Source organism: Marinobacter sp. LV10R520-4 (assembly GCF_002563815.1).
Classification (GTDB): Bacteria; Pseudomonadota; Gammaproteobacteria; order Pseudomonadales; family Oleiphilaceae; genus Marinobacter.
Map to the genome: position 1 here is coordinate 2,634,246 of NZ_PDJM01000001.1, position 25,867 is coordinate 2,660,112.

General features: G+C 53.9%; 22 protein-coding genes and 1 pseudogene. 9 read left to right on the forward strand and 14 right to left on the reverse strand.

The window, feature by feature from the left end:
- Nucleotides 1-160 precede the first annotated feature (160 nt).
- Nucleotides 161-904: a ParA family protein gene (locus ATG98_RS12790; RefSeq protein ID WP_098423365.1), complete on the reverse strand. Its 744-nt coding sequence runs from the start codon at nucleotides 902-904 to the stop codon at nucleotides 161-163.
- A 255-nt stretch (nucleotides 905-1,159) separates the two neighbouring features.
- Between ATG98_RS12790 and ATG98_RS12795 the strand changes: the two genes are divergently transcribed.
- On the forward strand, nucleotides 1,160-2,935 hold the full coding sequence (locus ATG98_RS12795; protein ID WP_098423367.1) for an acyl-CoA dehydrogenase C-terminal domain-containing protein: 1,776 nt from the start codon (nucleotides 1,160-1,162) through the stop codon (nucleotides 2,933-2,935).
- A 160-nt stretch (nucleotides 2,936-3,095) separates the two neighbouring features.
- On the opposite strand, the gene ATG98_RS12800 is transcribed toward ATG98_RS12795, so the two are convergent.
- Complete coding sequence (locus ATG98_RS12800; RefSeq protein ID WP_098421424.1) at nucleotides 3,096-3,896, reverse strand: dienelactone hydrolase family protein; 801 nt, start codon at nucleotides 3,894-3,896, stop codon at nucleotides 3,096-3,098.
- A 158-nt stretch (nucleotides 3,897-4,054) separates the two neighbouring features.
- On the opposite strand from ATG98_RS12800, the gene ATG98_RS12805 reads away from it, so the two are divergent.
- A complete protein-coding gene (locus ATG98_RS12805; RefSeq protein WP_098421425.1) occupies nucleotides 4,055-4,627 on the forward strand; it encodes a glutathione S-transferase family protein in 573 nt (190 codons plus the stop codon).
- Nucleotides 4,628-4,696: 69 nt separating this feature from the next.
- On the opposite strand, the gene ATG98_RS12810 is transcribed toward ATG98_RS12805, so the two are convergent.
- The 4 genes from ATG98_RS12810 to ATG98_RS12825 all read right to left on the reverse strand — a co-directional run bounded on the left by ATG98_RS12810 (nucleotide 4,697) and on the right by ATG98_RS12825 (nucleotide 8,910).
- On the reverse strand, nucleotides 4,697-6,013 hold the full coding sequence (locus tag ATG98_RS12810) for an MATE family efflux transporter (RefSeq protein WP_228706128.1): 1,317 nt from the start codon (nucleotides 6,011-6,013) through the stop codon (nucleotides 4,697-4,699).
- A 241-nt stretch (nucleotides 6,014-6,254) separates the two neighbouring features.
- Nucleotides 6,255-6,806, reverse strand: coding sequence for a hypothetical protein (locus ATG98_RS12815; protein WP_098421427.1), 552 nt, complete (start codon nucleotides 6,804-6,806; stop codon nucleotides 6,255-6,257).
- A 138-nt stretch (nucleotides 6,807-6,944) separates the two neighbouring features.
- Entirely contained in the window at nucleotides 6,945-7,979 is a 1,035-nt protein-coding gene (locus ATG98_RS12820; RefSeq protein ID WP_098423371.1) for a hypothetical protein, read from the reverse strand.
- A 436-nt stretch (nucleotides 7,980-8,415) separates the two neighbouring features.
- Nucleotides 8,416-8,910, reverse strand: a complete 495-nt coding sequence (locus ATG98_RS12825; RefSeq protein ID WP_098421429.1) for an MgtC/SapB family protein — start codon at nucleotides 8,908-8,910, stop codon at nucleotides 8,416-8,418.
- Nucleotides 8,911-9,168: 258 nt separating this feature from the next.
- On the opposite strand from ATG98_RS12825, the pseudogene ATG98_RS12830 reads away from it, so the two are divergent.
- Nucleotides 9,169-9,435: pseudogene (locus tag ATG98_RS12830) on the forward strand (CoA transferase); the annotation flags it as partial.
- A 194-nt stretch (nucleotides 9,436-9,629) separates the two neighbouring features.
- On the opposite strand, the gene ATG98_RS12835 reads toward ATG98_RS12830, so the two are convergent.
- Together ATG98_RS12835 and nspC are read right to left on the reverse strand one after the other, a co-directional pair.
- The gene (locus tag ATG98_RS12835; RefSeq protein WP_098424443.1) at nucleotides 9,630-10,871 is read right to left on the reverse strand and encodes a saccharopine dehydrogenase family protein; all 1,242 of its coding nucleotides are present in this window, start codon (nucleotides 10,869-10,871) and stop codon (nucleotides 9,630-9,632) included.
- Between the two features lie 83 nt (nucleotides 10,872-10,954).
- Entirely contained in the window at nucleotides 10,955-12,052 is a 1,098-nt protein-coding gene (gene nspC, locus ATG98_RS12840; protein WP_098424444.1) for a carboxynorspermidine decarboxylase, read from the reverse strand.
- Between the two features lie 100 nt (nucleotides 12,053-12,152).
- Between nspC and ATG98_RS12845 the strand changes: the two genes are divergently transcribed.
- Nucleotides 12,153-12,332 carry a hypothetical protein gene (locus ATG98_RS12845; protein WP_048384520.1) on the forward strand — a complete coding sequence of 60 codons (180 nt, stop codon included), beginning with the start codon at nucleotides 12,153-12,155 and terminating at the stop codon, nucleotides 12,330-12,332.
- Nucleotides 12,333-12,357: 25 nt separating this feature from the next.
- Here ATG98_RS12845 and ATG98_RS12850 read toward each other — a convergent pair whose 3' ends face one another.
- Together ATG98_RS12850 and ATG98_RS12855 are read right to left on the reverse strand one after the other, a co-directional pair.
- Complete coding sequence (locus ATG98_RS12850) at nucleotides 12,358-13,371, reverse strand: class I fructose-bisphosphate aldolase (RefSeq protein WP_098423374.1); 1,014 nt, start codon at nucleotides 13,369-13,371, stop codon at nucleotides 12,358-12,360.
- Between the two features lie 146 nt (nucleotides 13,372-13,517).
- Complete coding sequence (locus ATG98_RS12855; protein WP_098423376.1) at nucleotides 13,518-16,193, reverse strand: mechanosensitive ion channel domain-containing protein; 2,676 nt, start codon at nucleotides 16,191-16,193, stop codon at nucleotides 13,518-13,520.
- Nucleotides 16,194-16,343: 150 nt separating this feature from the next.
- Between ATG98_RS12855 and ATG98_RS12860 the strand changes: the two genes are divergently transcribed.
- The 3 genes from ATG98_RS12860 (at nucleotide 16,344) to ATG98_RS12870 (ending at nucleotide 21,275) form a co-directional block, all read left to right on the forward strand.
- A complete protein-coding gene (locus tag ATG98_RS12860) occupies nucleotides 16,344-17,426 on the forward strand; it encodes an endonuclease/exonuclease/phosphatase family protein (protein WP_098423378.1) in 1,083 nt (360 codons plus the stop codon).
- A gap of 202 nt (nucleotides 17,427-17,628) precedes the next feature.
- Complete coding sequence (locus ATG98_RS12865; RefSeq protein ID WP_098423380.1) at nucleotides 17,629-19,647, forward strand: PhoX family protein; 2,019 nt, start codon at nucleotides 17,629-17,631, stop codon at nucleotides 19,645-19,647.
- A gap of 248 nt (nucleotides 19,648-19,895) precedes the next feature.
- Nucleotides 19,896-21,275, forward strand: a complete 1,380-nt coding sequence (locus ATG98_RS12870) for an NAD-dependent succinate-semialdehyde dehydrogenase (protein WP_098421435.1) — start codon at nucleotides 19,896-19,898, stop codon at nucleotides 21,273-21,275.
- Nucleotides 21,276-21,380: 105 nt separating this feature from the next.
- Here the strand turns inward: ATG98_RS12870 and ATG98_RS12875 are convergent, their stop codons facing one another.
- Nucleotides 21,381-21,743 carry a DUF488 domain-containing protein gene (locus tag ATG98_RS12875; RefSeq protein WP_098421436.1) on the reverse strand — a complete coding sequence of 121 codons (363 nt, stop codon included), beginning with the start codon at nucleotides 21,741-21,743 and terminating at the stop codon, nucleotides 21,381-21,383.
- A 271-nt stretch (nucleotides 21,744-22,014) separates the two neighbouring features.
- Here ATG98_RS12875 and ATG98_RS12880 point away from each other — a divergent pair, with 271 nt between their 5' ends.
- On the forward strand, nucleotides 22,015-22,623 hold the full coding sequence (locus ATG98_RS12880; protein ID WP_098421437.1) for a Yip1 family protein: 609 nt from the start codon (nucleotides 22,015-22,017) through the stop codon (nucleotides 22,621-22,623).
- A gap of 81 nt (nucleotides 22,624-22,704) precedes the next feature.
- On the opposite strand, the gene ATG98_RS12885 is transcribed toward ATG98_RS12880, so the two are convergent.
- On the reverse strand, nucleotides 22,705-23,514 hold the full coding sequence (locus tag ATG98_RS12885; RefSeq protein WP_098423382.1) for an OmpA family protein: 810 nt from the start codon (nucleotides 23,512-23,514) through the stop codon (nucleotides 22,705-22,707).
- 24 nt (nucleotides 23,515-23,538) lie between these two features.
- Nucleotides 23,539-23,925, reverse strand: a complete 387-nt coding sequence (locus tag ATG98_RS12890) for a DUF4398 domain-containing protein (RefSeq protein ID WP_098421439.1) — start codon at nucleotides 23,923-23,925, stop codon at nucleotides 23,539-23,541.
- A 169-nt stretch (nucleotides 23,926-24,094) separates the two neighbouring features.
- On the opposite strand from ATG98_RS12890, the gene ATG98_RS12895 reads away from it, so the two are divergent.
- Entirely contained in the window at nucleotides 24,095-24,844 is a 750-nt protein-coding gene (locus ATG98_RS12895) for a ZIP family metal transporter (protein ID WP_098421440.1), read from the forward strand.
- Here the strand turns inward: ATG98_RS12895 and ATG98_RS12900 are convergent.
- Nucleotides 24,786-25,841: an ArsA family ATPase gene (locus ATG98_RS12900; protein WP_098421441.1), complete on the reverse strand. Its 1,056-nt coding sequence runs from the start codon at nucleotides 25,839-25,841 to the stop codon at nucleotides 24,786-24,788. The genes ATG98_RS12895 and ATG98_RS12900 overlap by 59 nt on opposite strands.
- Between the last annotated feature and the right edge of the window lie 26 nt (nucleotides 25,842-25,867).

The following is a 25,867-nucleotide window of genomic DNA, read 5'->3' on the forward strand; positions in this document are numbered from 1 at the left end:
TGACCTTTGCAAAGTCGGAAAGTTTCAACCCCTGAGCGCCGAAGCCCCGCGACCGGATTCACTGTGCCGCTACACACAGCTCAGCTTACTCCCGGGGACAGATTTGAAATCTGTCCCCTAACTCAAATCTGTCCCCCTAACTGACCAAACCAATCCGGTCTCACCAAAGGTCTTTTTTAATGCTGGCCCAAAGCTGGCGATAAGCCCCGGCCGCGGTGCTTCTGGGACTCAGTTTTTCCAGAGGCTTGCCCTCTTCGCCCATGCGCTCAACCACGCTTGCGTAGGGTATTGCCACATTCAGGCAGTTGTTTATCAGTTCCGGACCACGCTCAACCAACTCCCGGTGCAGTTTCTTGCGGCGATCGACCATAGAGAAAAACGGGCGTAGCTTTTTAACACCTAACTTCTTGCTCTTGGCAAAATCGTGCAGCTGATTCCAGCTGTTCATGGACAGCCAGGTAGGCACGAGTGGCACGTAAACCTGGTCTGCAACCTCCAGCACCTGTTCGGTTAGTCGTGACAGCGTAGGCGGGCAGTCCAGAATCACCAGGCTGGTTTCTTCGGAAAGTGGGGCAAGCAGTTTCTTGAGTTGGTTGCCATCGGTTTCCTGCTCAAGCTTGATGTCGAAGTTGCGGAAGCTCGAGTGTGCCGGAATAAAATCCAGGCGGGGGTAAACATCATCGTGGATAAACTTGGCTATGGGCGATTTGCCCTCAAGCAGTTTGGAGAGTTTGTTGCCTTTGAGCGGCGCGGCACCGGAAAGATAGAAACTGGAGGCGCCCTGGGGGTCGAGATCCCACAACAGAGTCTGGCGGTTGTCCTTGCTTGCCAGGTATGCAACGTTCACGGCCGCCGCCGTTTTGCCAACTCCGCCCTTGGGACTGTAGAACGCAATAATCCTCATCGCTGCCCTGTTCCTGTATTGAACCCAGTGAATTAACATCTACAGGATAGCAGGCGTTTGGTTTTGTTTGATGACACTTTTATGACACAGCCTGGCCATGGGCAGGCACAGGTTAACCCTGCGCGGAAAGCCGGATCCTGAACAGGCACAAATACGCCGTAAACGGGTGAACCACAAAATTAAAACAGTCGTATGAATTGTCACTGATAAGACCAAAGAAGCCTATTAAGTAAAAAACCTGACCAAGGAGTGCTCATGAAATACCAGGCCCCGGCGAATGATCTTCGTTTTTTGTTGTTTGATGTACTGGGTGTAGACCGGCTTCATGAGCTGGAAAAATACGCCGATGCCACACCGGATCTGATTTCTGTGGTTATTGATGAAGCCGGCAAACTGGCGGCTGAAGTCATTCAGCCTACCAATCAAGCCGGTGACCGTGAAGGCTGCCATTACGACCCTGAAACCCATGCGGTGACAACGCCTGACGCGTTCAAACCGGCCTACAAAAAACTTGTAGACGGTGGCTGGACCTCACTGGACGCGCCGGTGGAGTTTGGCGGGCAGGGGCTACCCCATACGCTTAAGTTTGTAGTGGATGAAATGCTCTGCTCCACCAACCTTTCACTGGGCATGTACCCGGGGCTAACCCACGGTGCTATCAGCGCACTGCACGCCCATGGCTCCGACGAGCTCAAGCAAACCTATCTGGAAAAACTGGTGTCCGGCGAATGGACAGGCACCATGTGCCTAACCGAGCCCCAGTGTGGTACTGACCTTGGCCTGATTCGTACCCGTGCCACGCCCAACGCCGATGGCAGCTACGCCATTGAGGGCACCAAAATCTGGATTACCGGCGGTGAGCACGACCTGACCGACAACATTGTGCATCTGGTACTGGCAAAGCTGCCCGGCGCGCCGGACACCACAAAAGGCATTTCGCTGTTTGTGGTTCCGAAGGTTCTGCCTGAGTCTGGTGAGCGCAACCCTGCTTTCTGTGGTGGCCTGGAACACAAAATGGGCATTAAAGGCTCCGCGACCTGCGTGATGAATTTTGAGAGCGCCAAAGGCTGGCTGGTGGGCGAGCCCAACGACGGCATGCGCGCCATGTTTACCATGATGAACGAAGCACGCCTGATGGTGGGTATGCAGGGCCTCGGCCTTGCCGAGATGGCTTATCAGGAAAGCCTTGGATTTGCCCGCGAGCGTCTGCAAGGCCGTTCGATGAGTGGCGCAAAGAACCCTGGCGGCCCGGCCGACCCGATTATTGTGCACCCCGATGTTCGCCGCATGCTGATGCGGCAGAAAGTTCTGAACGAAGGCATGCGTGCCATGGCCCTGTTTGCCGGTCATCAGTTGGATCTCTCGGTTGCCCATCCGGATGAGTTGGTGCGGGAATCCGCCGATGATCTGGTGCAATTGCTGACCCCGGTGGTAAAAGCGTTTCTGACCGACGAAGGTTCCAACAATACGAACATCGGCCTGCAAGTGTTGGGCGGTTCGGGTTTCACCACCGACTGGCCGCTGGAGCAGCTGGTTCGCGATGGCCGCATTGCGCGCATCTATGAAGGCACAAACGGCATACAGGCGCTGGATTTGGTGGGCCGTAAACTGAGCCTGAAAGGTGGACGGCTGGTGCGCACCCTGTTTGGTGTATTTTCAAGCTACCTGAAAGAAAACCCGGAAGCACCCCATCGCGATGAGCTGAAAGGCGCTGTAAGTGCGCTTGAAAAGGCCACTCTATGGCTGGCAACCAACGCGCCAAAAGATCCGGAGCAGGCCGGCGCGGCTGCCACGCCTTATCTGCGCCTGATGGCCCTGACGGTTATTGGCTATATGTGGTCACGCATGGCCAACGTTGCCGGCCAGCAGATTGCAGCCGGGGAGGGCAACAAGCCTCTGCTGGAAAGCAAGCTGGTGTCTGCCCGCTTTTACTTTGAAAAGCTGCTGCCGGAAATTCACTGGTTGCTAAGCGACATCGAAAGCGGCAAGGACAGCCTGATGGATATGGGAGACGATCACTGGGCTGCGTGAGCCTCTAAATTCCGGCGTTTTGAATCAAGCCACGCACCGCGTGGCTTTTTTAGGGGCGATCAATCCACCAAACCCGAAGGCTACTATCTGATCACTGATTTGGTGATGGACAGGCATGTCCAAACTCCCAAGTGTTCTCCCTGACAACCGACACGGCCGATTACTGGGCAAATATATCCTGATAGAACGCCATCGTGCCTTCCCATGCACGATTGGCGGCTTCTTTATTATAAGCCATGGGCAACCCGAACTTTTCACCGGTATCATCAGCCGCTTTGGAGGTGAAGGAGTGCTTGACGCCGGGGAACACAGTCAGGCTAAGGTCTGCACCGGCTTTGGTCATTTCACTGACAAAACCGGTGACCTGCTCCACTGGAACGAACGGATCAGCGCCACCGGTGTAGGCCAAAATCCTAGCCGTAACTGCGCCCTGTTCGGGCTGGATGTCGCTACCCAGTGATCCGTGCAGGCTGACGACGCCGTCAAGATCGAGGCCGAGCCGCGCCATGTTAAGCACGACAGCACCACCAAAACAATAACCCTGGGCCGCAATCCGGGATTCGTCAACCGTTTCATGGTCCTGCAGAATGCTCATGGCCTCGCGGAAGCGGGCTTCGAGTGCCTGTTTGTCGCCCATGGTGGCCTGCATGAATTTCTTGGCGTCGTCAGGATGTTCGGCCAGCTTACCGGTGCCGTACATGTCCAGTGCAAACGCAGTATAGCCCTCTTCAGCCAGCCTTTCGGCCTGGCTGCGGGCAAATTCGTTGTGGCCCCACCACTCGTGAACTACCAGTATTCCCGGGCGCTCGCCCTCAACATCGTCGTCATACACCATATAGCCGGTGAACGAATCACCATCGACGGTATACTCCACTGTTTCAGACACTATCTCGGCAAAGGCTGCCGTAGTGAAAACGAGAGAGGTCGCCGCGGTAAGCGCGAGTCGTTGTATCATGTTCATTATCCGGTTCCTTTTGCTTTGGTTATTGTAAGGCCTGATTGTTCACTATTCATGAGCGGCCGCTCCGTGCCATATTGTCGGGACTTCCTGTTGCCCAGTCTGGCGCTATGAGGTTAGCTACAGACACTTATACGATAACACGATAAATCGGAGGCTCCATGAAGCTGCTTGGCTCGACCACATCCCCTTATGTCCGACGCACCCGGCTGTTGCTGGCGGACCGTCCTTATGATTTTGTGAACCTGGATATCTACGGCGAGGGGCGAGACGAGTTGCGTAAAAATAACCCGGCGCTCAAAATTCCGATGCTGGATGATGATGGCCAGGAAATATACGATTCCCGGGTTATCGCTCGCTATCTTGGGGCTAAGCTGGGCATCGCCGCCCCGAGCTGGGATCAGGAAAACCAGCTAACGTTGATTGATGCGGCTAACGATTCCTGTGTCACGATGCTGTTGTCGAAACGATCCGGCCTCGACATCGAGCAGGATGCGATGTTTTACAACATCCAGCGCGAACGAATCATGACGACCTTGCGTACGTTGTCAGCCATGGTGGATGCGGGCGAATTCACAGACTGGCATTATCCGTCAATCTGTCTGTTCAGTCTGATTGACTGGCTGGATTTCCGGGCTCTTGTCGATTTTGAGGGCATCGAGAGTTTGTTGTCATTCCGGGGCCATAATTTGCAACAACCTATGGTCGCGGAAACGGACCCCCGCAAAGCCTGACTTCTTTGCGACCAGCGCGGCGCGCCCGCCACCGCGATCAATCCACCAAACCCAAAGGCTACTATCTGATCACTCGAGTGCACCAGCCCGAGGCAGCCTGCTAATTTCCCGCTTAGTATAAACGTGCGCGATCACAGAACTGACCATCACCACAATCACGATGGTGTAGAACATGGACACCATGGGATAGTCCCAAAGCACAATCAGCACATAATTGATGATTGCTGGTATCACCAGTTGCCTTGCAATACCAAGGTACATCGGGAACATGGGCTTGCGCATTGCCTGCAGCACAGCCACGCTTTGGAATAAAACCACATACGCATAAAACGCTAAAGCATCGATCCTGAGATAGGTTACGCCGGTGTTCTTGATTGCATCTGTGTCGGTGAAAAAACCCATCATAAGCGGAGACAAAAAGTACATAACAGGTATTGAAACCACTGCCATAGCTAGCCCAATCAACAAACTCTTTTGATAAGTCTCTGCCACGCGCGCATTGTTGCCTGCGCCTAAGTTCTGACCGGCAATCGCCATAACCGCACTGTTTAAACCCAATGCGGGCAACAATAGTAGTTGTTCGAGCCGTAAGCCCACTGTGTAACCTGCCACGTGATGGCTGCCAAACTGCCCAATGAGCGCCACGGTAATGAAACCACCCAGAACAATAGTGAGTGTATTGAAGCTGGCGGGCAGCACTTGTTTGAGCAAAGCTTGCCACCGAGGCCAGTTGAACGCCGGTCTTATGCGTATGTTCAACCGTTTAGCAAGCACTCGTAACAAGTAAAGTGCAGTCGCTATTTTAATAGTAACGGTCGCTAATGCTATGCCAGTCACGCCAAGCCCAAGGCCGAACGTGAAAAGTGGGTTTAATGCGAAGTTCGCAAAAAAGCCAATGCCCAGTGCGTTGCGGTTGGACTTCGTATCGCCCAGGGCCATCAAAGCACCCGCGGCACCAAAAGAGAGGGTGAAGCCGATAGAACCTGCCAATGTTACCCACAAATATTCCATGGCTAACGGCTCAATATTCGGCTCTGCTCCCAGTAATACGACCAATGGTCGCGCCGCGAAAGCCCCGAGCAAAAAGGATAAAACACTGAATCCAATGGCCATTCCAGTGACGTTGTCGATCCAGTGCTTGATCTCACTTGTGCCACCCTTTATGGCACCTTTTATGCCGGCCCGCCCAACCTCCGGTGCAATCATGGCTGACGCACCCGCCTGTATCCCGAGACCAATGGAGAGTAAGAGGAAAAACACGCTGCCAGCTATTGATAAGCCCGCCAGTGCATCGTCACCCAGGTAGCCCGCGAACCAGATGTCTGTGAGGTTGTACAGGGTGTTGAACACCATTCCCATTGATGCCGGGATTGACAGCCTTACCATGTGGGCTAAGACCGAGCCTCTCGTAAGGGAGGGTGAGGACTGGGCGTACTTCAAGACGAATTTCGAATAATAAATATGATTGAACCTGATAAGCTCAGCAGCGCTTGTTTTACTGAGCTCTTCACGCTTACATTTCGCCTGTTGCTATGGGGAGTGTTAAAAACCGTCATAGAGGATACATATTCAAGCACCAGCATGAGGTGCTCTGTTTTCATCCCGGACGGGCACCGTTAAGCTATCTCTAAACCAGCCGGACGGCCAAAGTTGGGTCGAAATCTATCCACTTGCTATTTTCCAGTTTGCCTTCGGCCTGTTCTATATCTTTTGCCTGATTTTTGCGAAGAAGGTCAATCACTTGCTGTGTATCCGATTGGCTTACATTCACCGCCAAGTGCATGCCGGATTTGCGTTCCGTTATGCGGTTGTCTGGTTCCGCTTTGTCGGGTTTATCCGTTTCCGCGGCCTCATCCGTAGAATGTAAAGCGCCTGCCAGTGACCCTGTGTAAGCTCCCACGCCACCTCCAATCACGGCACCAACAGGGCCGGCTACAGAGCCTGCAGCCGCTCCCGCTACGGACCCTACACCGGCGCCTGCCCATGCGCCGGTGTCAGCATTTTTGGCGCCTGAAGATGCACCTTCATCGCCACCAACGGGGTGGGTGGCATGCTGACCAGCGGGATTAACAAAGAAAATCGATAACGAATCGGCTTCAAAACCCGCGTCTTGTAGCGCCCGATGTGTGTGGTCTGCGCTTTCTTGAGCGTCAAAACGTCCGGCAATAATGTGTCCCATGATAAATTTCCTTTTATTATTCGCTCTGTATATCAGTGCTTAGGTTAGCCAATTAGATAAACGTTGGATACATGCCAATGGATCAGTTACCGATAATTGGTGTGGATAGAAAGGCACAGGTAATTTCGAGCTAATTCATTAGGACTCCGGCTCAAGAATCTTGCGTGCTGCTGCGGATTTATAGAAAGCTGACAGCCGCCGCCGTACCAGAGCCTCGATATAACCTTCTTCTTGAAGCACGCCTATAACCGGAATGGCCCAGGCGTCCGCTTCTGCCATGATGACTTTACGGGTAACGCCCAGGTCGTCCAGCAGATCGGTCAGTGGTCGATCACCGTATTTCGCAAACAAGTGCGCAACCACCGCTCGGGCGCAGCCCTCAAAGTAGTCGGTTTTGCGGAACTGCAGCCAGAACTCATAGCCCAGCGCCACAAAGTCCTGTAGCTGAACTGCACCCAGCCCTCCTTGCAGATCGGCAAGCGTTTTATCCTCCACGTCTGCCCAGGCAGCCAGAACCGTTTTGCGCACTTCTTTGTCGGATATCGCGCCCTGCAAAAACTGTTCGCTACGGCTAATCAGCCCTGGCAGGCTCTCTGCAAGCCACGCTTTCAAGCGGCGCTCAAAGGTTTCATCAAGCCCTGGCACAGCCCTGTTTGCCATGCGCTTGCCAAACTTCATCATCGAACCAATGCCGGGCACCGACTTGGTAATCAGGTTGTCTTCATACAGGTAATTGACCACGCCGTGGTACACCATGTTTGAAATCAATTCCTGGTAAATCGGGTGCGCAATAATCTCACTGATTATCCGCTCACGTTGGTGCCTTAGCTCTAGCGCCGCATCCAGAAAGCCGGTCACTTGGTCTTGGGTGACAATTTGCCCCAATGTGGTTGATTCCTGAATCGGCGCGTTTAGAACTTCGGTTGCCATCTCGGCTGCCAGTTCTGGGACGCCTGCGTTTAGTTCCATGTTCACAACAACGCGCTGAAGGGTGTCTGCCACCTGGTTTTCCGAGGCGATGCGATTCAGCGTGATACTGCCCGCGTGATCAAGAAGCTCATTAACCTCTTGCTTCAAAAACTTGCGAAGCTTTGCGCCCTTCAGTGAGGCAACCTCATGCTTCACGTGCAATTCAAGCAGTTGGCTGGCTGTATCGTTGTTGAGCGTGGGCATGGTGTTGGGTGCCTTGTTGATGCGATTGAACAGTGTAAACCAGGGACAGATTTAAAATCTGTCCCTATCTTAAGGATTGGTGATGGACAGGCACAGTTTAACCTGCCGGTGAAACTTATCCTCCTTTCGCGTGCCGAGTAACAGCCCGTGGATTGAAGGAGTCCATTTGCGATGACCACATGCAACGTAGAACATCTACGTTGAGATACTGCATCAACGGCTGATGCAATCAGCCCTTTTGTCCAGGTATTCAGTCGACGGTTCGTCGTTTTACCGTAGCTGCGCTTGCGGGCGATGGGTGAGGTCAAGTCCTCACAAACCACCATCCCAGCTTTGTCTATGAGCTGATGCGCTGCCGTGTACACAAGCGTTGTCAGCTTGGCGACTTGCATGGCCTGTCGCTTGTCGAGTTTTTTGCGCCCGAGCCCGCTTGAAATCAGTCGTCCGCCTTATCCGCAGTTTTGCGCTCCAGCAGAAGCGGCACCAGATGCAAGATAATCAATGCCAGCAACGTAGTCATAATGGCTATCACTTCCTGGCCCAGACCTATCGCGACACCCATGGCGGCCGTCAGCCACAAACCAGCCGCGGTCGTCAGACCCCGGATATTGGACAGCGACGCGCTCTTGATGATGGTGCCCGCACCAAGAAAGCCGATGCCGGCCACCACACCTTGAATAACGCGACTCATTGCGTCATTGAAAGTGCCGGTGGGATCTGCGCCGATGACAAACAACGCGGCGCCCAGGGACACCAGCATATGGGTGCGCAAGCCCGCGGCCTTGCCCTGACTTTCACGCTCATAGCCGAGCACTCCGCCGAGCAAGACAGCCAGCACCAATCTCACCCCGACGCGTGTGTTCTGCTCGATATCGTTGATATCCGAAAACTCCGCGGCGACGGTTGCGACAATCACTTCCCATACGGACATCCTGTTACTCCTTGTATTGCACTGCACTGCACTGCACTGCAGGACGGGCGCTGAGCTCGCGCCCGTTACATGTGAAAGGTAAAATGCAAGAAGGTTTCGGCCCCATGGGCGATTCCTGCAGGAACCCCGATCGCTACAGTCAGTCTATACCCTGTGCCGCGGTATCAAAGCCTACAAGGCCAGCCGTGATGCCAACCAGACCAGCATAAACATGGCCACACGACCAGGTCTCACTGCCGACAAGCGTGAGACTACCGAACACCCTCTTCCATCCATACCAACGCCGATGGTAAGGCAGTTCAGATCGGCGCCAATGGCGATGCGATCTTCAGGCGTTTAATGTTGGCGATCGGCCGTTCCGATCTGGCCGGGGACCCTATGCTGAACGACAACGCCGGCCGTGACGCCCGGCGAGATGAACTCTACGCAGTGATAGCTGCCTGGGTGGGATCGTTAGAACAATCGGTGGTACTTGAAACACTGGCGAAGGCTGAAGTCCCCGCAAGTAACAGACTGAGCATGGACAGGCAAGACTGAGGACGCAAACAGACTGAGCATGGACAGGCATGGGACCCTGGTTGGCAGGCGACCCTGGGAAAGTGCAGGCCAGGGACAGATTTGAAATCTGTCCCTTATTGAAAAGGCACGGACCTATTTATTGGGCGCTTAAACAGCAAAAAGCCAGCAATAGCTGGCTTTTGTCTTTACTGAAGAATAAATCAAGAAAAGATCAGCGGCCTTTCACCTTCTTCATCACGAATACAGGTGGGCAGCCCCATCTGGTTAAGCAGGTTCAGAAAAGGTCGGGGTGGCAGTTCTTCCACGTTGGCCATGGTGCCTATATCCCAGGTGCCATCAGCAATCAACAGGGCCGCAGCCACTGGGGGAACACCTGCGGTATAGGAAATGCCCTGGCTACCCACTTCTTCGTAAGCGGCTTCATGGTCGGCGACATTGTAAATGAAGACCTCCTTCTCCTGGCCGTCTTTCTGACCTTTGATTAGGTCACCAATACACGTTTTGCCCGTGTAATTTGGCGCCAGGGAAGAAGGGTCGGGCAAAATGGCTTTCACCAACTTCAAGGGAACCACCTCCAGGCCTTCTGCCGTTTTCACGGGTTGCTCAGACAGTAATCCCAGGCTATTGAGTACCGTGAACACCGTAATATAGTGCTCACCAAAACCCATCCAGAAACGAATGTTGGGCACATCCAGGTTTTTGGACAGTGAATGAATTTCATCATGCCCGGTCATGTAGCTGGTATGTTCACCCACCACAGGCAGATTATCTGTGCGCTTATTCTCGAACATCTTGTTTTTGGTCCACTGGCGATTCTGCCAGGACCAAACGCGCCCGGTAAATTCACGGAAGTTGATCTCGGGATCAAAGTTGGTGGCAAAATAACGGTCATGATCCCCGGCATTGATGTCGATAATGTCGATAGAATCAACCGTGTCAAAATATTCACCAACCGCCAGCTTGGCATAGGCATTAACGACACCCGGATCAAAGCCCACACCTAGAATGGCCGTGATCTTGGCCTTTGCAAATTCATCCTTGCGCGTCCATTCATAGTTACCGTACCAGGGCGGCTCTTCGCAAATCTTATCCGGCTCTTCGTGAATGGCGGTGTCCAGATACGCAGCGCCGGTATTGATGCAGGCGGTCATCACCGACATATTGATAAAAGCCGAGCCAACATTGATAACAATCTGGGATTCTGTCTGATAGATCAGTTCTTCAGTGGCGGGGATATTCAGGGCATCCAGCGCAAAGGTTTGAATTTTGCCGGGCACTTTCATGCTGCCTTTTTCTTCTACGCTTTTAACAATGGCATCACACTTGGATTGAGTACGTGAAGCCAAAGTGATTTGGCCCAGAACGTCATTATTCTGAGCGCATTTATGGGCGACCACCTGAGCAACGCCCCCACCTCCGATAATCAAGACATTTTTTTTCATTTCCAGACAAAACTCCATTGTTTAAACTGCTGTGCATTCGTTGAGAGCGAGATGTTGTCAGGTCATGCCGCCTACGGCAAACTCTACGACAATGCCTGCACAAAATCCTCATAGCTAAACGACTTGACGAGCTCGATACGCCCATCTAGTTGTTTAACCGCAATAGATGGCATCTTCACGCCGTTAAACCAGCTTTTCTTGACCATCGTATAGCCTGCTGCATCCTGAAAAGAGAGGCAGTCACCGATCTGCAAAGGCTTTTCAAACTGAAAATCGCCAAAAATATCACCGGCCAGGCAGGATGTTCCACAAACCTGATACGTGTAATCACCACGATTGGGCTCAAGCTTCGCGCTTTCCCGGTAGATCAACAAATCCGGCATATGGGCTTCAATAGACGAATCAACAATCGCCAGGTCTTTGTCGTTGTTGAGCAGGTCAAGAACAGTGACTTCCAGGCTGGTAGAGTTGGTAATGGCAGCCTCGCCGGGTTCCAGATAAACCTGCACAGTATAACGCTCAGCAAAGGCCTTCAGTCTTTGGCAGAAGCGCTCCAGAGGGTAGCCTTCTCCGGTAAAGTGAATGCCTCCACCCAGGCTGACCCAGCTGACTTTCTCCAGCAGGTGTCCAAAGCGTGTTTCGATGACCTGCAGGAGTTCATCAAAGCGCTCGAAGGAGGCGTTTTCACAGTTGTTGTGAAACATGAAGCCGGAGACCTGATCCACAACGCCGGCGATTTTTTCCGGGTCGTGCTCACCCAAGCGGCTGTGCGGGCGGGCCGGATCGGCAAGGGTGAAATCCGAGGAACTAACACCAGGATTGACTCTCAAACCCAGGGTTTTGTTTGCAGATGCTTCAGAGAATCGCTGCAGCTGACTGATGGAGTTAAAGATGATTTTATCGCTGTGAGCCAGCACGCCTTCAATTTCATCATCAGCATAGGCGACACTGTAGGCGTGTGTTTCCCCTGCAAATTTTTGCTTACCCAGTTTGACTTCATTGAGAGAAGAGGAGGTTGTGCCATCCATATACTCTTGCATCAAGTCAAAGACACCCCAGGTGGCAAAGCACTTGAGCGCCAGCAAGGATTTAGCACCGGATTCTTCCCGCACCCGGGCAATGATTTCCAGGTTACGCAGAAGTTTGCTTTTATCGATCAGATAATAGGGCGTTTTGAGCATTTTCTTCCCCCAAAAACGCGAGATTATATACGATAAACGCTCTTGGTCATCACTTTTGACATCTGTTTGCACCAACATCCGGTATTCAAGGACTTATATTATGGAAACACTACTGATCATACTGGCGGTGCTGTTTGTGGCGCTGATCGTTATTCTGCCGCTGGTTGAGAAATATGCGCCGAAAGGTGAATCCCGTGATTATGGCAACATCACGCGGTTCATTTTCCCGCTTATGGCCGTGTTGATTTTGGCGCAAATGATTCGGCATTTCTTTTTCTGAGTTTCAGGGTACAGCACAGCTGATTTTAGCCTTCCATTTCTGCTTTATACTCCCCGGTGCTGGCCGCGCCGTTGAGCCTGGCCCGTTTGCGCATGGCCTCCTGTGCAGCGTGTCCATTGTCCAGTTTGCCGGCCCAAGCTTTCTGTGCCGGTTCCTGTAGGGCGCGCCCATAAGAAAAACTCAGGCTCCAGGGTTGCTGGCCAAAGCTGTTCATCGCGTTCAGATTGAGGGTAGCTTCTTCGGGAGTCTGTCCGCCGGAGAGGAAGTTAATACCCGGAACGGCCGCTGGAACAACTCTGCGTAATACCCGCAACGTGGCTTCTGCTACTTCTTCCGGAGATGCTTTCGCACACGCTTTGCCGGGCGTTACCATGCTTGGCTTCAGGATTATGGTTTCCAGTTGCACGCGGTGGCGGCGCAGGGCGTTGAACACCTCCGCAATCACAGCTTCGTTCACTTCTGCAGACCGCTCGAGAGTGTGGTTGCCATCAATCAGCACCTCTGGTTCTACAATGGGCACAATACCTTTGGACTGGCAAAGCGCGGCATACCGGGCCAGCATTTCAGCGTTGGCTTCCACCGCCTGGCGTGAGGGCAGTGTGTCCGAAACGTTGTACACAGCGCGCCACTTGGCAAAACGGGCGCCCTGGTTCTTGTAGATTTCCAGCCGGTCATCCAGGCCGTCGAGGCCATAGGTTATTTCGTCGTCCGGGGCATTGATCAGGGGCTTTTTTCCTGTATCTACCTTGATGCCCGGCACAATTCCCTGGCTTTGCAGTAGCTTGGTGATGGGTACATTATCCAGGCTGTTCTGGCCCAGGGTTTCCTCAAAAAGAATCACACCGCTGACAAATTCTCCAAGCCCGGGTGTGGAAAAGATCAGGCTGCGGTACTCCCGGCGTTTATCTTCTGTGGATTCAACACCCACCGCCTTGAAGCGTTTTGCGATGGTCGGGTGGCTTTCATCCGCAGCAAGAATCCCCTTGCCTGGCTGAACAAGATCCTGAATCGTTGAACGTAATTCCGCGTGAATATCCATGCCCGCTCCTATGCCATAGTGAATGTTTTAATCTTTCTCGGTTTTCTTTGCTCAACAGTATAGTCCGCTCCTCGGCCATGGGCGCTGAAGTGTCGCTCACATTCAGGGTAGGGGACAGATTTGAAATCTGTCCCCGGATTCAAAGCTCAGCTCGGCTCCGGCTGGGTGTGCAGGTGAATATCACGCCGCGGGAACGGAATGTCTATGTTCGCTTTTGTTAAGGCCTTTGTGATGGACGCGTGAAGTTCGTGAGACAGCGGCATCATGTCTACTAACAGGTCTCCTACAAACACCCAAACCTCAAAATTAATGCAGCTGTCGCCAAATCCGACGCAGAAAACCGACGGTGCCGGGTCATCTACAACGCGCTCGTTAGTTTGGGCAACGTCGGTAAGTATGGCCTGAACTTCGTCTACGTCAGAGCCGTAAGCGACACCCACCTTCACAACGATTCGGGTAATCGGGTCTGACAGAGTCCAGTTTGTAAGTTCTTGAGTGACGAAGGTTTTATTGGGAATGATCTGCTCTTTGCGGTCCCAGTCGAGCAATGTGGTTGCGCGAATGCGTATGCGTGACACAGTGCCGGTAACGCCGCCAATGGTGACGGTGTCGCCCACTCTTATAGGGCGCTCAAAAAGCAGGATAATGCCCGATACAAAATTGGCGACGATTTCCTGAAGCCCGAACCCAAGACCAACTCCCAGGGCCGCTATCAGCCATTGCAGTTTCGACCACTGAACACCAATCACCGCAAGGCAAAACACCACGCCCATAAGCACGACTACATAAGTGGTAATGGTTGTAATGGCATAACCGGAGCCAGGTTGAAGATGCATTCTGCTCAGAAGGGTGACTTCCAGCGTGCCCGGAAGGTTTTTTGCGGCAATAACGGTGCCCGCAGCAATCAGCACCGCCAGCAGCGCATCTGCCAGCGTAATAGGCAGTGGGTCACCACCGTCCAGGTCGGTTGCAATGGTCCACAGGGTGATGTCGTTAAACAGTTGCAGGGCGGGAATAACATCGGCCCACAGAAACAGAAGGCCGGTCAGGGCTAGCACGAAAACCATAACCCGGAGCAGGGAAGAGCTTTGCTGGCTAATGTCTGCAAGGTCCATTTCTGGCATATCCGGAGTCAGTGGAAGTGCGTCGCCGGGTGCGTCGGCCGCTTCTTTGGCTTCCGCTATTTTTTGTTCGGCCGCGCGCTGTTCTACCAGGCGTTCCAGAGTGATCCTGCGTTCACGCACGGAAAGTGCCCGTAAACCCAGGTAATAAAGCACCGCATTAAACGCCAGCCAGCAAATGGAAATGAACAGGCTGCGTTCAAGCTGAAGGGCCGTATAGTGGTAGCCCATCAGCGACGCCATGGCCAGCGCGAGCGGTGTGGCAACCGAGATAATGTGAAGGAAACGCAAAAGCCGGCTGTGGGGTCTGTGCGCTCTTACTGCCGTCATAATGCGCTGAGCGAACACCGCCAGCACAACAGACACAACCATAAACAGCAGGCGGCCCAGGCTGTCATCAAACTGCGCGCCTTCCTGGGTGGAGCCGTAAGTGATGGTTAGAATGGCAACGGGTATAACAAACGCCATAAGAATGGGGAGTGACCGGCGAATAACCTTCAGGGAGCCGGCGTTCCAGTGGAAATGGCTTTCCCCAAGCCCATGCTTACGGGCAACGTTTCGTATAAGAGCCAGTAAAAACATGATGAAGGCGGCCGCGGTAAAACCTTTGGATAAAGCCGAAAAGAACGCGGCGCCTTCCATAAGAACAAGCGCCGCCAGGGAGAATACAAGAACGCCGGGCAGCGCCAGCAGAATGCTGTTCATAAGCGCAAGCAGGGTAGACCCTGTAAGGTCGCGTCCTACATTGCCAATAAACTGGCCGTTGGCGGCCAGATTTTCTTTGATCGCCTGCCGTTTGAAAAGCAGCACGATGAGCAGCATTGCGATCAGCCCAATGCGGCCAGCACGTTCAGCCAGCGACGCGGAAATGGCTTCTTTCAACGGGGCATATTTGAGCTCTGAATGCAGCCACTGGATTGCCTGATAAAGTTCACCGAAGGTTTCGGTACCCACCCTTGAGGCGCTGGGAAGCCAAAATAGCCTTTGTTGCAAAAGCGTCTGGTAGTCCAGAACCTGGTCCTGAAGTGCGGTCGCGGTGCCGTAATAATCGTTCAGCACGTCGATATGCTCGGTAACCGATTTGTGGAGCGCCCGCAGTAAATCTGACCGGCGGCTGCGCAGTTGGCCCCTTACATCGTCGCCGGGCCCGGTAATGGCTTCGAACTCTTCAAGCTTGAGCTGCTCCTCCCGCGCTGCGGAGAGTTTGTCTTGTATGCCTTCAATCAAATCGCTGGCAATACTCTGCCGCTGCAGCCGTTCAAGCCGCTGTTTTAAAAGGCTGGCATAGTTGGAGGTCAGATTCAGCCCCGCGGTTTCAAGCCTCAGTTCGAAGCTTTCGTATTCGTCTTTCAGGCGGCTGAGTAAAGACTCGGCGTAAACCAGCCGTTGGCGGCTGGAGGCAACGGCAATGCGGCGCTGTTCCAGTGAGAGGCCCAGCGCACGGACTTGCTGCTGAATGTCGGCGTTAACGGCGTCTGGCAGTTCAATCTCGGTGGTTGCATCGGAGCCGGTCTGCAACTGCGGTTGCACTGCCGGGCGGGCTTCTTCTGGTTTTTGAGGCGTTTCTTCCGCTTGCTCTGGGGCTTGATTCGCGGCTTTGTCGGTGTCTTCGGCAAGAGCAGACGACGTTGAAAAGCACAGCAGAAACATCCCGACCAGCCATACTGTCAAAAATGCGTGTCGGGAAAAACGTTGCTTCATGAACGTGCGATCCTGGCGGTAAAAGGTAGGGGACAGATTTCAAATCTGTCCCCGGTTTGGCAAAGTTGACCACAGAAAGTTGAATATGGACACGCACCGCAGAGGCGCGCAGGATATAACCAACTTCATTCATTGTGAAATTGTAGCCTAATGACTCTGACTCTTGTTTTTTTTACCGCTTTTATCGTGTTGGCAACGTTATTGCCGTTATGGCGGAACCCCCACTGGAGCGTTCGTGGGTTCGATTTTCCGCGGCTGCAGATCGCCGTGGTGGCATCATTGGTTATTGTGTTTCAGCTGGTGTTTCTAGACTGGAGTAGCATTTTTAGCTGGCTGTTAATTGCGGCCACGGGGCTGTGCCTGGCCAGCCAGTTATGGCGGGTTCTGCCTTACACGCTGCTGTGGCGTAAAGAGGTTAAATCTGCGGCTAGTGGTGATTCGGCGCGGGTTATTACGATTATGACCTCGAACGTGTTAACGCCCAACCGCAACGCCGGGGCTTTGATTGCGTTGGTTAAACAACACCAGCCTGATGTGCTGGTAACCCTGGAATCGGACCAGTGGTGGGAGGACCAGCTTGCGGTGCTGGATGCGGATATGCCGTTTTCGGTGAAATGTCCGCTGGATAATTTGTACGGCTTGCACGTGTTTTCCAGGCTTCCATTGCACGAGGCAGAGAAGGCGTATCTGGTGGAAGACGGTGTTCCGTCTGTGCATGGGTTGGTAGAACTCAGGTCTGGCGATAAAGTACGGATTCACTTCGTGCATCCGGCGCCACCCAGCCCCAGCGAAAATGAAGAGTCTTCAGAGCGGGATGCCGAGTTAATCATTGTGGCGCGAAGCGTTGCTGACGATGATCAGCCGACCATCGTGACCGGCGATTTGAACGATGTGGCCTGGTCACCCACTACGCGGCTGTTTCGTAAAATCAGCGGGCTGCTGGATCCGCGGGTTGGCCGGGGTATGTTCAGTACGTTCCACGCGAAATACCCTTTCATGCGCTGGCCGTTAGACCACCTGTTTCACAGCGAGCATTTTGACCTGAAAGGCATTCGCCGCTTGCCAGACATCGGGTCTGATCATTTTCCGCTGCTGACAAGTCTTGAGTATGTGTCAGACAGGCGCTCCAAACCAGAAACGCCGGATGCGGATTCGGACGAACGCGGCAGGGCCCGGGAAATCGCCCGGGATGAAGGTGTTAGCAAGCAGGATGTGCCCGAGCCAGGCAAATAGGGCCCAACAAGATAGGGGACAGATTTCAAATCTGTCCCCGGTTCCCAGCTTTATACTCAAGATGTGCCTGCCCATCACTCCCTCCTCACTCACTCATGCTTTTTCTTTTGACCGTCTCCGCATTGTCATATCTCCCGCCGACACTGTGCTCCAGACACCATCTGTTTTTTCGATGATTGAGAGCAACTAGGAGAGGCATAACATGGCGAAGCACAACGTTGATTCCAAGTATCTGGACCCCGATTACGAGCCGGTTGTTAATCACTCGGGCAACAAAGTATTCGATGATGTGCTGAATGCACGTATGCAGCGCCGTACCCTGATGAAAGGCGGTGTTGGTGCGGCGTTGGCCAGCATCATGGGTTTCGGCCTTGCAGGCTGCGGCAGCGATAGCGCTAGTGCGAGTTCAAACCCTGATGGCGATAACGTTAGTACAACGGCCCTTGGCTTTGACGCGATCGCCGTATCCACCGCCAATAATGTTGTTGTACCTGCGGGCTACTCGGCAAAAGCTTTCCTGCCCTGGGGAACTCCAATTACCGGGTCTTACCCGGAATTCAGGGCTGACGCGTCTAACTCTGGCGCCGAGCAGGAGCAGCAGGTGGGCATGCACCACGATGGCATGCACTTTTTCCCGATTGATTTCAAAGCTGGCGGCAACCGCTCTGATGAGGGGCTGCTGGTAATGAACCATGAATACATGAACCAGAAAGCCCTGCACCCTGACGGCCCCACCTATAACCAGAGTGGCATGCGCCCGGCCGATGAAGTGCGCAAGGAAATAGCCGCGCACGGCGTGTCGGTGGTGCATATAAAGCAAGACAGTGCGGGCATCTGGGACATCGTGTTTGGAAGCCCTTTCAATCGCCGGGTGACGGGCAATACAGAAATGGATATCCGCGGGCCGGTTCGTGGTTACCAGAAGCTGTCAACCCGCTTCAGCCCGAATGGCACCCAGACACGGGGCACGCTGAACAACTGCTCGATGGGCCCTACGCCCTGGGGGACCTACCTTGCGGCGGAGGAAAACTGGCACGGCTACTTTGCGAACGGCTCGCAAACGCAGCCACGGGAGCAGACCCGTCACGGTGTTGGCAGTGCTACCCGCTACGACTGGGAACAGGCAGACAGTGGCGAGGACCAGTACGTTCGGTTCAACATTACACCCGCGGCTGCAAGCGCTAAAGACGACTATCGGAACGAAGCAAACACCTACGGTTATATGGTCGAAATTGATCCGTTTACGCCGGAAAGCAAACCTCAGAAACGCACAGCTCTGGGTCGATTCGGGCACGAGGGCGTCATTTTTGCGCCGGTTGAAGAAGGTAAACCCGTTGTCTGTTACTCCGGCGACGACACCCGCTTTGAGTATATCTACAAGTTCGTTTCCTCGCGGCCTTATTATGCGGCAACCGCCAGCGGCTATCTGCTGGATGAAGGCACCCTGTATGTCGCCCGCTTTAACGAAGACGGCTCCGGTGACTGGCTTCCGTTATCGCTTGATAACCCGGATTTTGCGGCCCGCGTGCAGGCTGCACAAGGTTCATCGGTGGGTGCTGTTCTGTTCGAGGGTTTTGAAAATCAGGCGGATGTTCTTTTGAATACGCGTTTGGCCGCCGATATTGCCGGAGCTACGCCGATGGATCGCCCGGAATGGGGCGCGGTTGACCCGAACACGGGCGAAGTTTATTTCACCCTGACCAACAACTCGAAACGCACGGAAAAACAGGTGAATGCGGCCAACCCCAATGCAGAAAATCGCACGGGCCACATTATCCGCTGGAGCGAAGCCAATAAAGACTTTGCCGCAGCTGAATTCCAATGGGATATCTTTGTGTTTGCTGGGGCGCAGGGTACAGAGACGATCGTAGATGGAAAAGTTGTGGTGTCGCTGACGGATGACAACATCTTCAACAGCCCGGACGGCCTGTGGTTTGACTACAATGGCCGCCTCTGGATTCAGACCGATGGCTCTGACGCCGCACCCTACCAGAACAACATGATGCTAGCGGCCAACCCCGCAACCCGGGACATCAGGCGCTTTTTTGTGGGGCCTCAGGGTTGTGAGGTAACCGGTGTTGTGACCACGCCGGACGTTAGATCCATGTTTGTGAACATTCAGCATCCGGCTCGAGATTGGCCCTTTGGCACCGAGGGCGATCACCCGCGGGATGCAACCGTCATCGTTACCCGCGACGACAACGGGGTGATCGGCGCCTGAGCGCGCGGCCTGACATGGACAGGCATAAGGCGGCGCAAACAAGATAGGGGACAGATTTCAAATCTGTCCCCGGTTTTCTGCCCAGAGTGTGTTGCCCTCACTCCGTCGGCGTTTTATGGCCACCGCTATACGATTCTGTAACCTCGCCGTTAGCGCCTTGTCGGCGTGTTAACGTCTATGGACTGCTTTCGTTCGGATTGACCGGGCGATGGTTCTGAAACGCAATTCCACCTGAAGGAGGCATAGCGATGTCAGATTCAAACCAGACAATCAATCCGGCAACGGAAGAAGTGATTGAAACCTATTCTTTGATATCCCGGGAAGAAGCCGAAGGCATTGTTGATCAGTGCCACGAGGCCTTTCTGGACTGGCGGAAAACGCGGTTGCAGGATCGCGCGAATGTGCTGCGCAAAACCGCTGAACTGATCCGCGAGCGCAAGAACGATTACGCTGCGCTGATGACTCGTGAAATGGGTAAAACTCTGGCGGATGGCAAGCAGGAATGCGATTTGTGCGCGGCCATTTGCGAGTACACCGCAGATCAGGGCGCCCAGGTACTGGCTGACGAAACCCGTGACATTGACGGTGGCCGTGGCTTGGTAACTTATCAGCCCCAAGGCGTAATTTACGGCATTCAGCCTTGGAATTTCCCGCTGTATCAGGTCATTCGCTACAGCGCCGCTAACCTGATGGCCGGTAATACCGTACTGCTGAAGCACGCCGCCAACGTGTGGGGTATGGCCCTTGAGGTCGAGCAGCTGTATCGCGATGCCGGTTTGCCCCAGAACGCTTTTCGCACGCTGCTGATCAGCCACGACGTGTCGGACGCGATGATCGAACACAAGCGTGTTCGCGGCGTTACGTTTACCGGCAGCCCGGGTGCGGGCCGCGTGGTCGCGGAAAAAGCGGGTAAGGTACTGAAGAAAACAGTGATGGAGCTGGGCAGTAATGATGCCTATTTGGTTCTGGCGGATGCCAATATTGAAAAAGCGGTGAAGTTTTGCGTCCAGGGCCGGGTTAATAACGCGGGCCAAACCTGTGTTGCGGCTAAACGCTTTATAGTTGAAGGCGCGGTTTATGATCAGTTCCGTGACGCCTATGTCGCCGCGATGAAGAACATTACATTTGGCGATCCGACCGACCCTAAAACCGACATCGGCCCCATGGCACGAAAAGATCTGCGGGATGGCCTGCATGATCAGGTACGCCAGTCGATCGACGCCGGTGCCACCTGCTTGTTGGGCGGCGAGATTCCAGAGGGTAAGGGCTACTATTACCCTCCCACAGTCCTGGAAAATGTCACCCCAGGCCAGCCTGCTTACGACGCCGAGCTGTTCGGCCCCGTGGCCGCGCTGATTCGGGTAAAAGACAAAGCCGAAGCGATCGAAGTCGCTAACGATTCTGTGTACGGCCTGGGTGGCGGTATTTTTTCTACAGATGAAGCAGAAGCGACCCGCATTGCCCGTGACGAAATGGACACCGGAATGGTGAATATAAATGGCTACAACATAGCGCTGCCAAACATGCCCTTTGGCGGGGTAAAAGGAAGCGGTTATGGCCGTGAGCAAGGTGGTTTTGGCATGCTCGAGTTTGTGAATGTGAAAGGCGTGATGATCAACGATGGTTGATTGAAGTGAATTGCTGTTAGTCTTAACAAGATAGGGGACAGATTTGAAATCTGTCCCCCTTCTTTCTGGCTCCCTCTGGAGCAGCAAGTTTCGGGCTTTATTTCGTTATACGTCGCCGTTTTTTATGAAGGCCTTCAGTGCCACGGCGTTGTTGTGTTCCGTGTCTTTGGCGGCGAACACCAAGGTAAGTCGCTTGTGCTGCTGAACGCACTGCTTGAGTTCTGTAAGCGAATCATTATCTGTAGAGTTCAATTCTTTCAGATAGCGTTTCTGAAATTCTTCCCATTTCTCCGGATCATGATCGAACCATTTTCGCAAATCGGTAGACGGAGCCAGCTCTTTCAACCAGTTTGAAATATTCGCATCTTCCTTGCTGACACCGCGGGGCCATAAACGATCTACCAGCAAGCGTGGTCCGTCGGAATTAGCTGCGTCCTCGTAGGCGCGTTTTAGGCGAATTTCGGTCATGGCATCCTCCAATAGGCTTTTATGTAAAGATAGGGGCAGATTTGAAACTTGTCCCCGATTTCACTCATTTCAAGAGACTTTTTAAGGACAGGCATGGCTAAATCCTGCTATCAGCATAGCTCACGAACGCGCATAGCAGGGCTGATTGATGACAGGCACGACGGTAGGTGGGCAAATCTTAATGTAACTATGTCAATCGCCGCTGATCTGGCGTAATCGGAAGTGTCGTATATACTAATGTAATCAATAGCAATAATAATAGGTGGTGCTCATGCTTCTTTCACACGCTTTTGGATTATTCACGAAACCGGATGCCGAATGGGCTGCCATTCGCAAAGAGCACGAAACACCCCGCCGGCTTTATGTTGCCTACGTATTGATTCTGGCAGCGATTGCACCAATTTGTGCTTATATATCAACGGCTATTTTCGGTTGGACAGTGGGCAGTGAAAGAATTGTCAAGCTCACCGAAATCAGTGCAGCCCAACTTAGTGTATTGACTTACATTGCCATGCTGGTAGGGGTTTTCGCTCTGGGTTACGCCGTAAACTGGATGGCCAAAACCTACGGTGCCAAGGAAGAAGTAACGCCGTCTAACGGCATTGCACTGGCCGCTTATTCTTGCACGCCGATGTTTCTCGCAGGCTTTGCCTTGTTGTACCCGGTGCCCTGGTTTAATGCCCTCGTGTTTCTGGCCGCCGCCTGTTACGGCGCCAAGCTGATGTACGATGGGCTTCCCATCGTGATGGGGATTGATCAAGACAGAGCCGTATTTTATGGCGGCGCACTACTGACTGTGGCTCTTGTTATTCTGGTGGCGACCCGCGTGGGTTCGGTGATTATCTGGAACTTTGTAGCAGCCCCTGTTTTTGTGGGGTAGCGCGAGTCAACATTAAGTAAATCCGCGATTAATGCATTAAGCCCCGAAGCTTAAAACTTCGGGGCTTAATGCTCAGTCTTTTTAGCGCGTCTCAATATTTCCGTCTTTATCTGAAATAACGATTTCAACGCGGCGATTCTGCTGGCGCCCGGATGAGCTGTCATTGCCAGCCACCGGGTATTGTTCGCCATAGCCCTTGACTTCAACGCGTTGGGATGCTGTGCCCTGATTTATCAAAGCGTTTCTTACCGATTCAGCGCGGCGCTCCGACAGTTGCTGGTTGTAAGAGTCGGCACCGGTGCTGTCTGTATAGCCCTCAACCCTCACCCGGCGGTCTTCATACTCGCGCATAAATTCAGCCAGGCGGGCTACAGTTTGCTCACCGGCAGATTTTAGGTCGGCTTGATCCAGATCAAACAGCACATCGCCAAGAGTGAGCACCATGCCGCGATCGGTCTGTTCTGCCTGCAGTTCGGCCATGCGTTGGCGCAGCGCTTCTGCTTCGCGGCGGGCTGAATCGGCATCGCCGGTCTGCTCTGCCAGCATTAGCTCGCGCCGGCGCTCCTCGGCCGATTCAATCTGGGTTTGCAGTTCTGCACGTTCACCCTGCTGACTGGCGATTTGTGCGTGGCGGTGGGCCATGTAGGCGGCGTGTTCAATCAGGCCGTTGTCGGCGCTGTCTTTCAATAACGACTCTGCGCGGTCGAGCTGGTCCCGCGCACTGCGCAACTGGGTGTCGCCACTGCGTGCTACGGCAGGATCATTCTTGACGCGGTCGTAGGAAGCGCGAGCTTCGTCAACTTTCGCATTTTGCGGTGGTGTGGAAGCACAGCCGGTCATCAATACAGATAAGCCTATGGCCAAACCTAACGTTATGTTGCGTTGTTTCATCACTGTCCCCTTTGGCAATGGCGATTACTGGCTCTGATTAATGCGCTGGCGCAGCGCTTCAATATTGTGATTTACCTCTTCGACCGCCTGGCTGGCCTTGGCGGTTTCAGCGCGGGCTCCGGCTAACTGCGCATCTACCGAGGCCTTTTGCAGCAAGCGTTCGGCGTTCTGATATTCTTCTTTTTCAATCAGATCTTTGGCGTCGGCGACTTTATTTTGCGCGTCGTTTAAAAGTACTGGCTCGTACTGCCGGGCATCGGCAGCCACCGCTTGCTGTAAGGCCGACTCGGCGCTTTGCAGGTCGGCATCCGGGCGTTCACCGGGACTTGCACAACCACCCAGAGCCAGGGCAAGGCCCGCTAGCAAGGCAGTTTTGCCTGAGCGAAGCGTTATTAAGCTGTGTTTTTTCATGCGTACTCTCCTGTTAGGGATAGGCAAAGGATGCAGAATTAAAGCCATTCGCATCTAATAAAAGCCTAGCAGCCTATTGGCAATACACCATGACTGATTGATAATAATAGCCTCAGTAGCGAGTGTGTAAGCTACGGTTTTTACATTCATCAAGGTGAGACATGCGTTTATGACGTCGTTATGGACAACCGTTGTTTTAGCAACGCTGGCTGGAGCAGCTATTCCAATTGGCGCGGTGCTGGCAAAATTCGAGCACATCGGCCCAAACTGGCTGGAAAGTGAGTTTCGCCACGGGGTAATTGCCTTCGGTGGTGGCGCATTGCTGTCGGCAGTGGCATTGGTGTTGGTACCAGAAAGCGTTGAATTGCTAAACGGTTGGTTGATTGCGCTGGCCATGATGATGGGTGGGCTGGGATTTGGCTTGCTGGATGTGTTGCTGGCGAAGGCCCAGAGCTCGGTGTCGCAGTTGATTGCGATGCTGGCGGATTTTATACCGGAAGCGCTGGCGCTGGGGGCAATGTTCGCGGTGGGTGGCAAGGGCGGGATGCTGCTGGCGTTGTTGATTGCGGTGCAGAATTTACCAGAAGGCTTCAATGCTTACCGTGAAATGACCGCAGCGGAGGATCCGGTGACCATTCATCGCGGCCGCAAAGCCCAGGACATGAAGGACAAAAAAGTGCTGCTGATGTTCTGCTGCCTGGTGCCGTTGGGGCCGGCTGCAGGCATTGTCGGGCACGTGTGGTTGGCGCAGTACGATGCAGTTCTGGACTTTATTATGCTGTTTGCGTCTGGCGGTATTTTGTATCTGGTGTTTCAGGATATTGCTCCGCAGGCAAGGTTAGACAAACACTGGCTACCGCCTATGGGCGCGGTTCTGGGGTTTCTGTTCGGGGTGTTGGGGCAGTTGGCGATAGGTTGATAAAAAAGCTGGCAAAGGCTTCTAATTGCTTGATGCCCTGAATGTCGCTGGCCATTAACGGCAATTGCAGAGTGGCAACGCCCTGCAGCCGGCTGGCGATATCTTCAAGCTGTTGCTGCTGGCGCTGATAGCGGGAAGACCAGAAAGGGTCATCGCCTGGGTTTGGCATAATGCGGTTGATAACGGCACCGGCGATCGGAATGTTGGAATCGTGCAGCGACTGAATGGCGCGCTGGGTTTCCAGAATTGGCAGTTTTTCGGGAGTCAGTACGAACACGAACGCGGTGTTGGCGGCGTCGTTCAGGGTGCGGCGGGTGCGATGAAACAGGCGCTGGCGCGCCAGCAGGGTTTCGGTCAGCTCGGCGCTGCGCGGGTCCATGCCCTCGGTGGCGTTGGCGGTCGGGTCTTGAAACGGGTTATCCACGCTGCGCGCAGGCGTCAGGTGGGCCAGCGCCTTGCCCAGTTTTTCCGAGCGTTTGTTGTGTTTTAGCAGGCCGTCGGTCCAGGCAGCCATGATTTCCGGCAGCGTTAGCAGGCGCAAGGTATGGCCGGTAGGAGCGGTATCAAAAATCAGCAGGTCGTAATCTTTCTCGCTGTTTTCAATCAGCCGCGCCATACGCTCTAGAATAGCAGCTTCCTGGGCGCCGGGGGACTGGCTGCTTAGCCGCAGTTGGCGCCGCAGCTCGTTGACCTGGTCAGGCCCGGCGTAGCGCCGCATTTGTCGCAGCACGCGGTCCAGATAGGCTTCTACTTCGGCGTCTGGGTCTAGCTCCAGGGCGTCCAGATTGGGCGCCATGCGGGTAATTTCCCCGCCTATTTCGCGGTCAAAGGCGTCAGCCAGGCTGTGAGCCGGGTCGGTGGATATCAGCAATACTCGGCGGCCGCTGGTAGCAGCGGTTACGGCCAGGGCGGCAGCGGTGGTGGTTTTGCCCACGCCGCCTTTACCGCCCACCATAATCAGTTTTCGTTCGGCAAGAAGTGTTGGCAGGTCTAGCATTGGTTGGCTCCGGGTTTGGCAGCGGC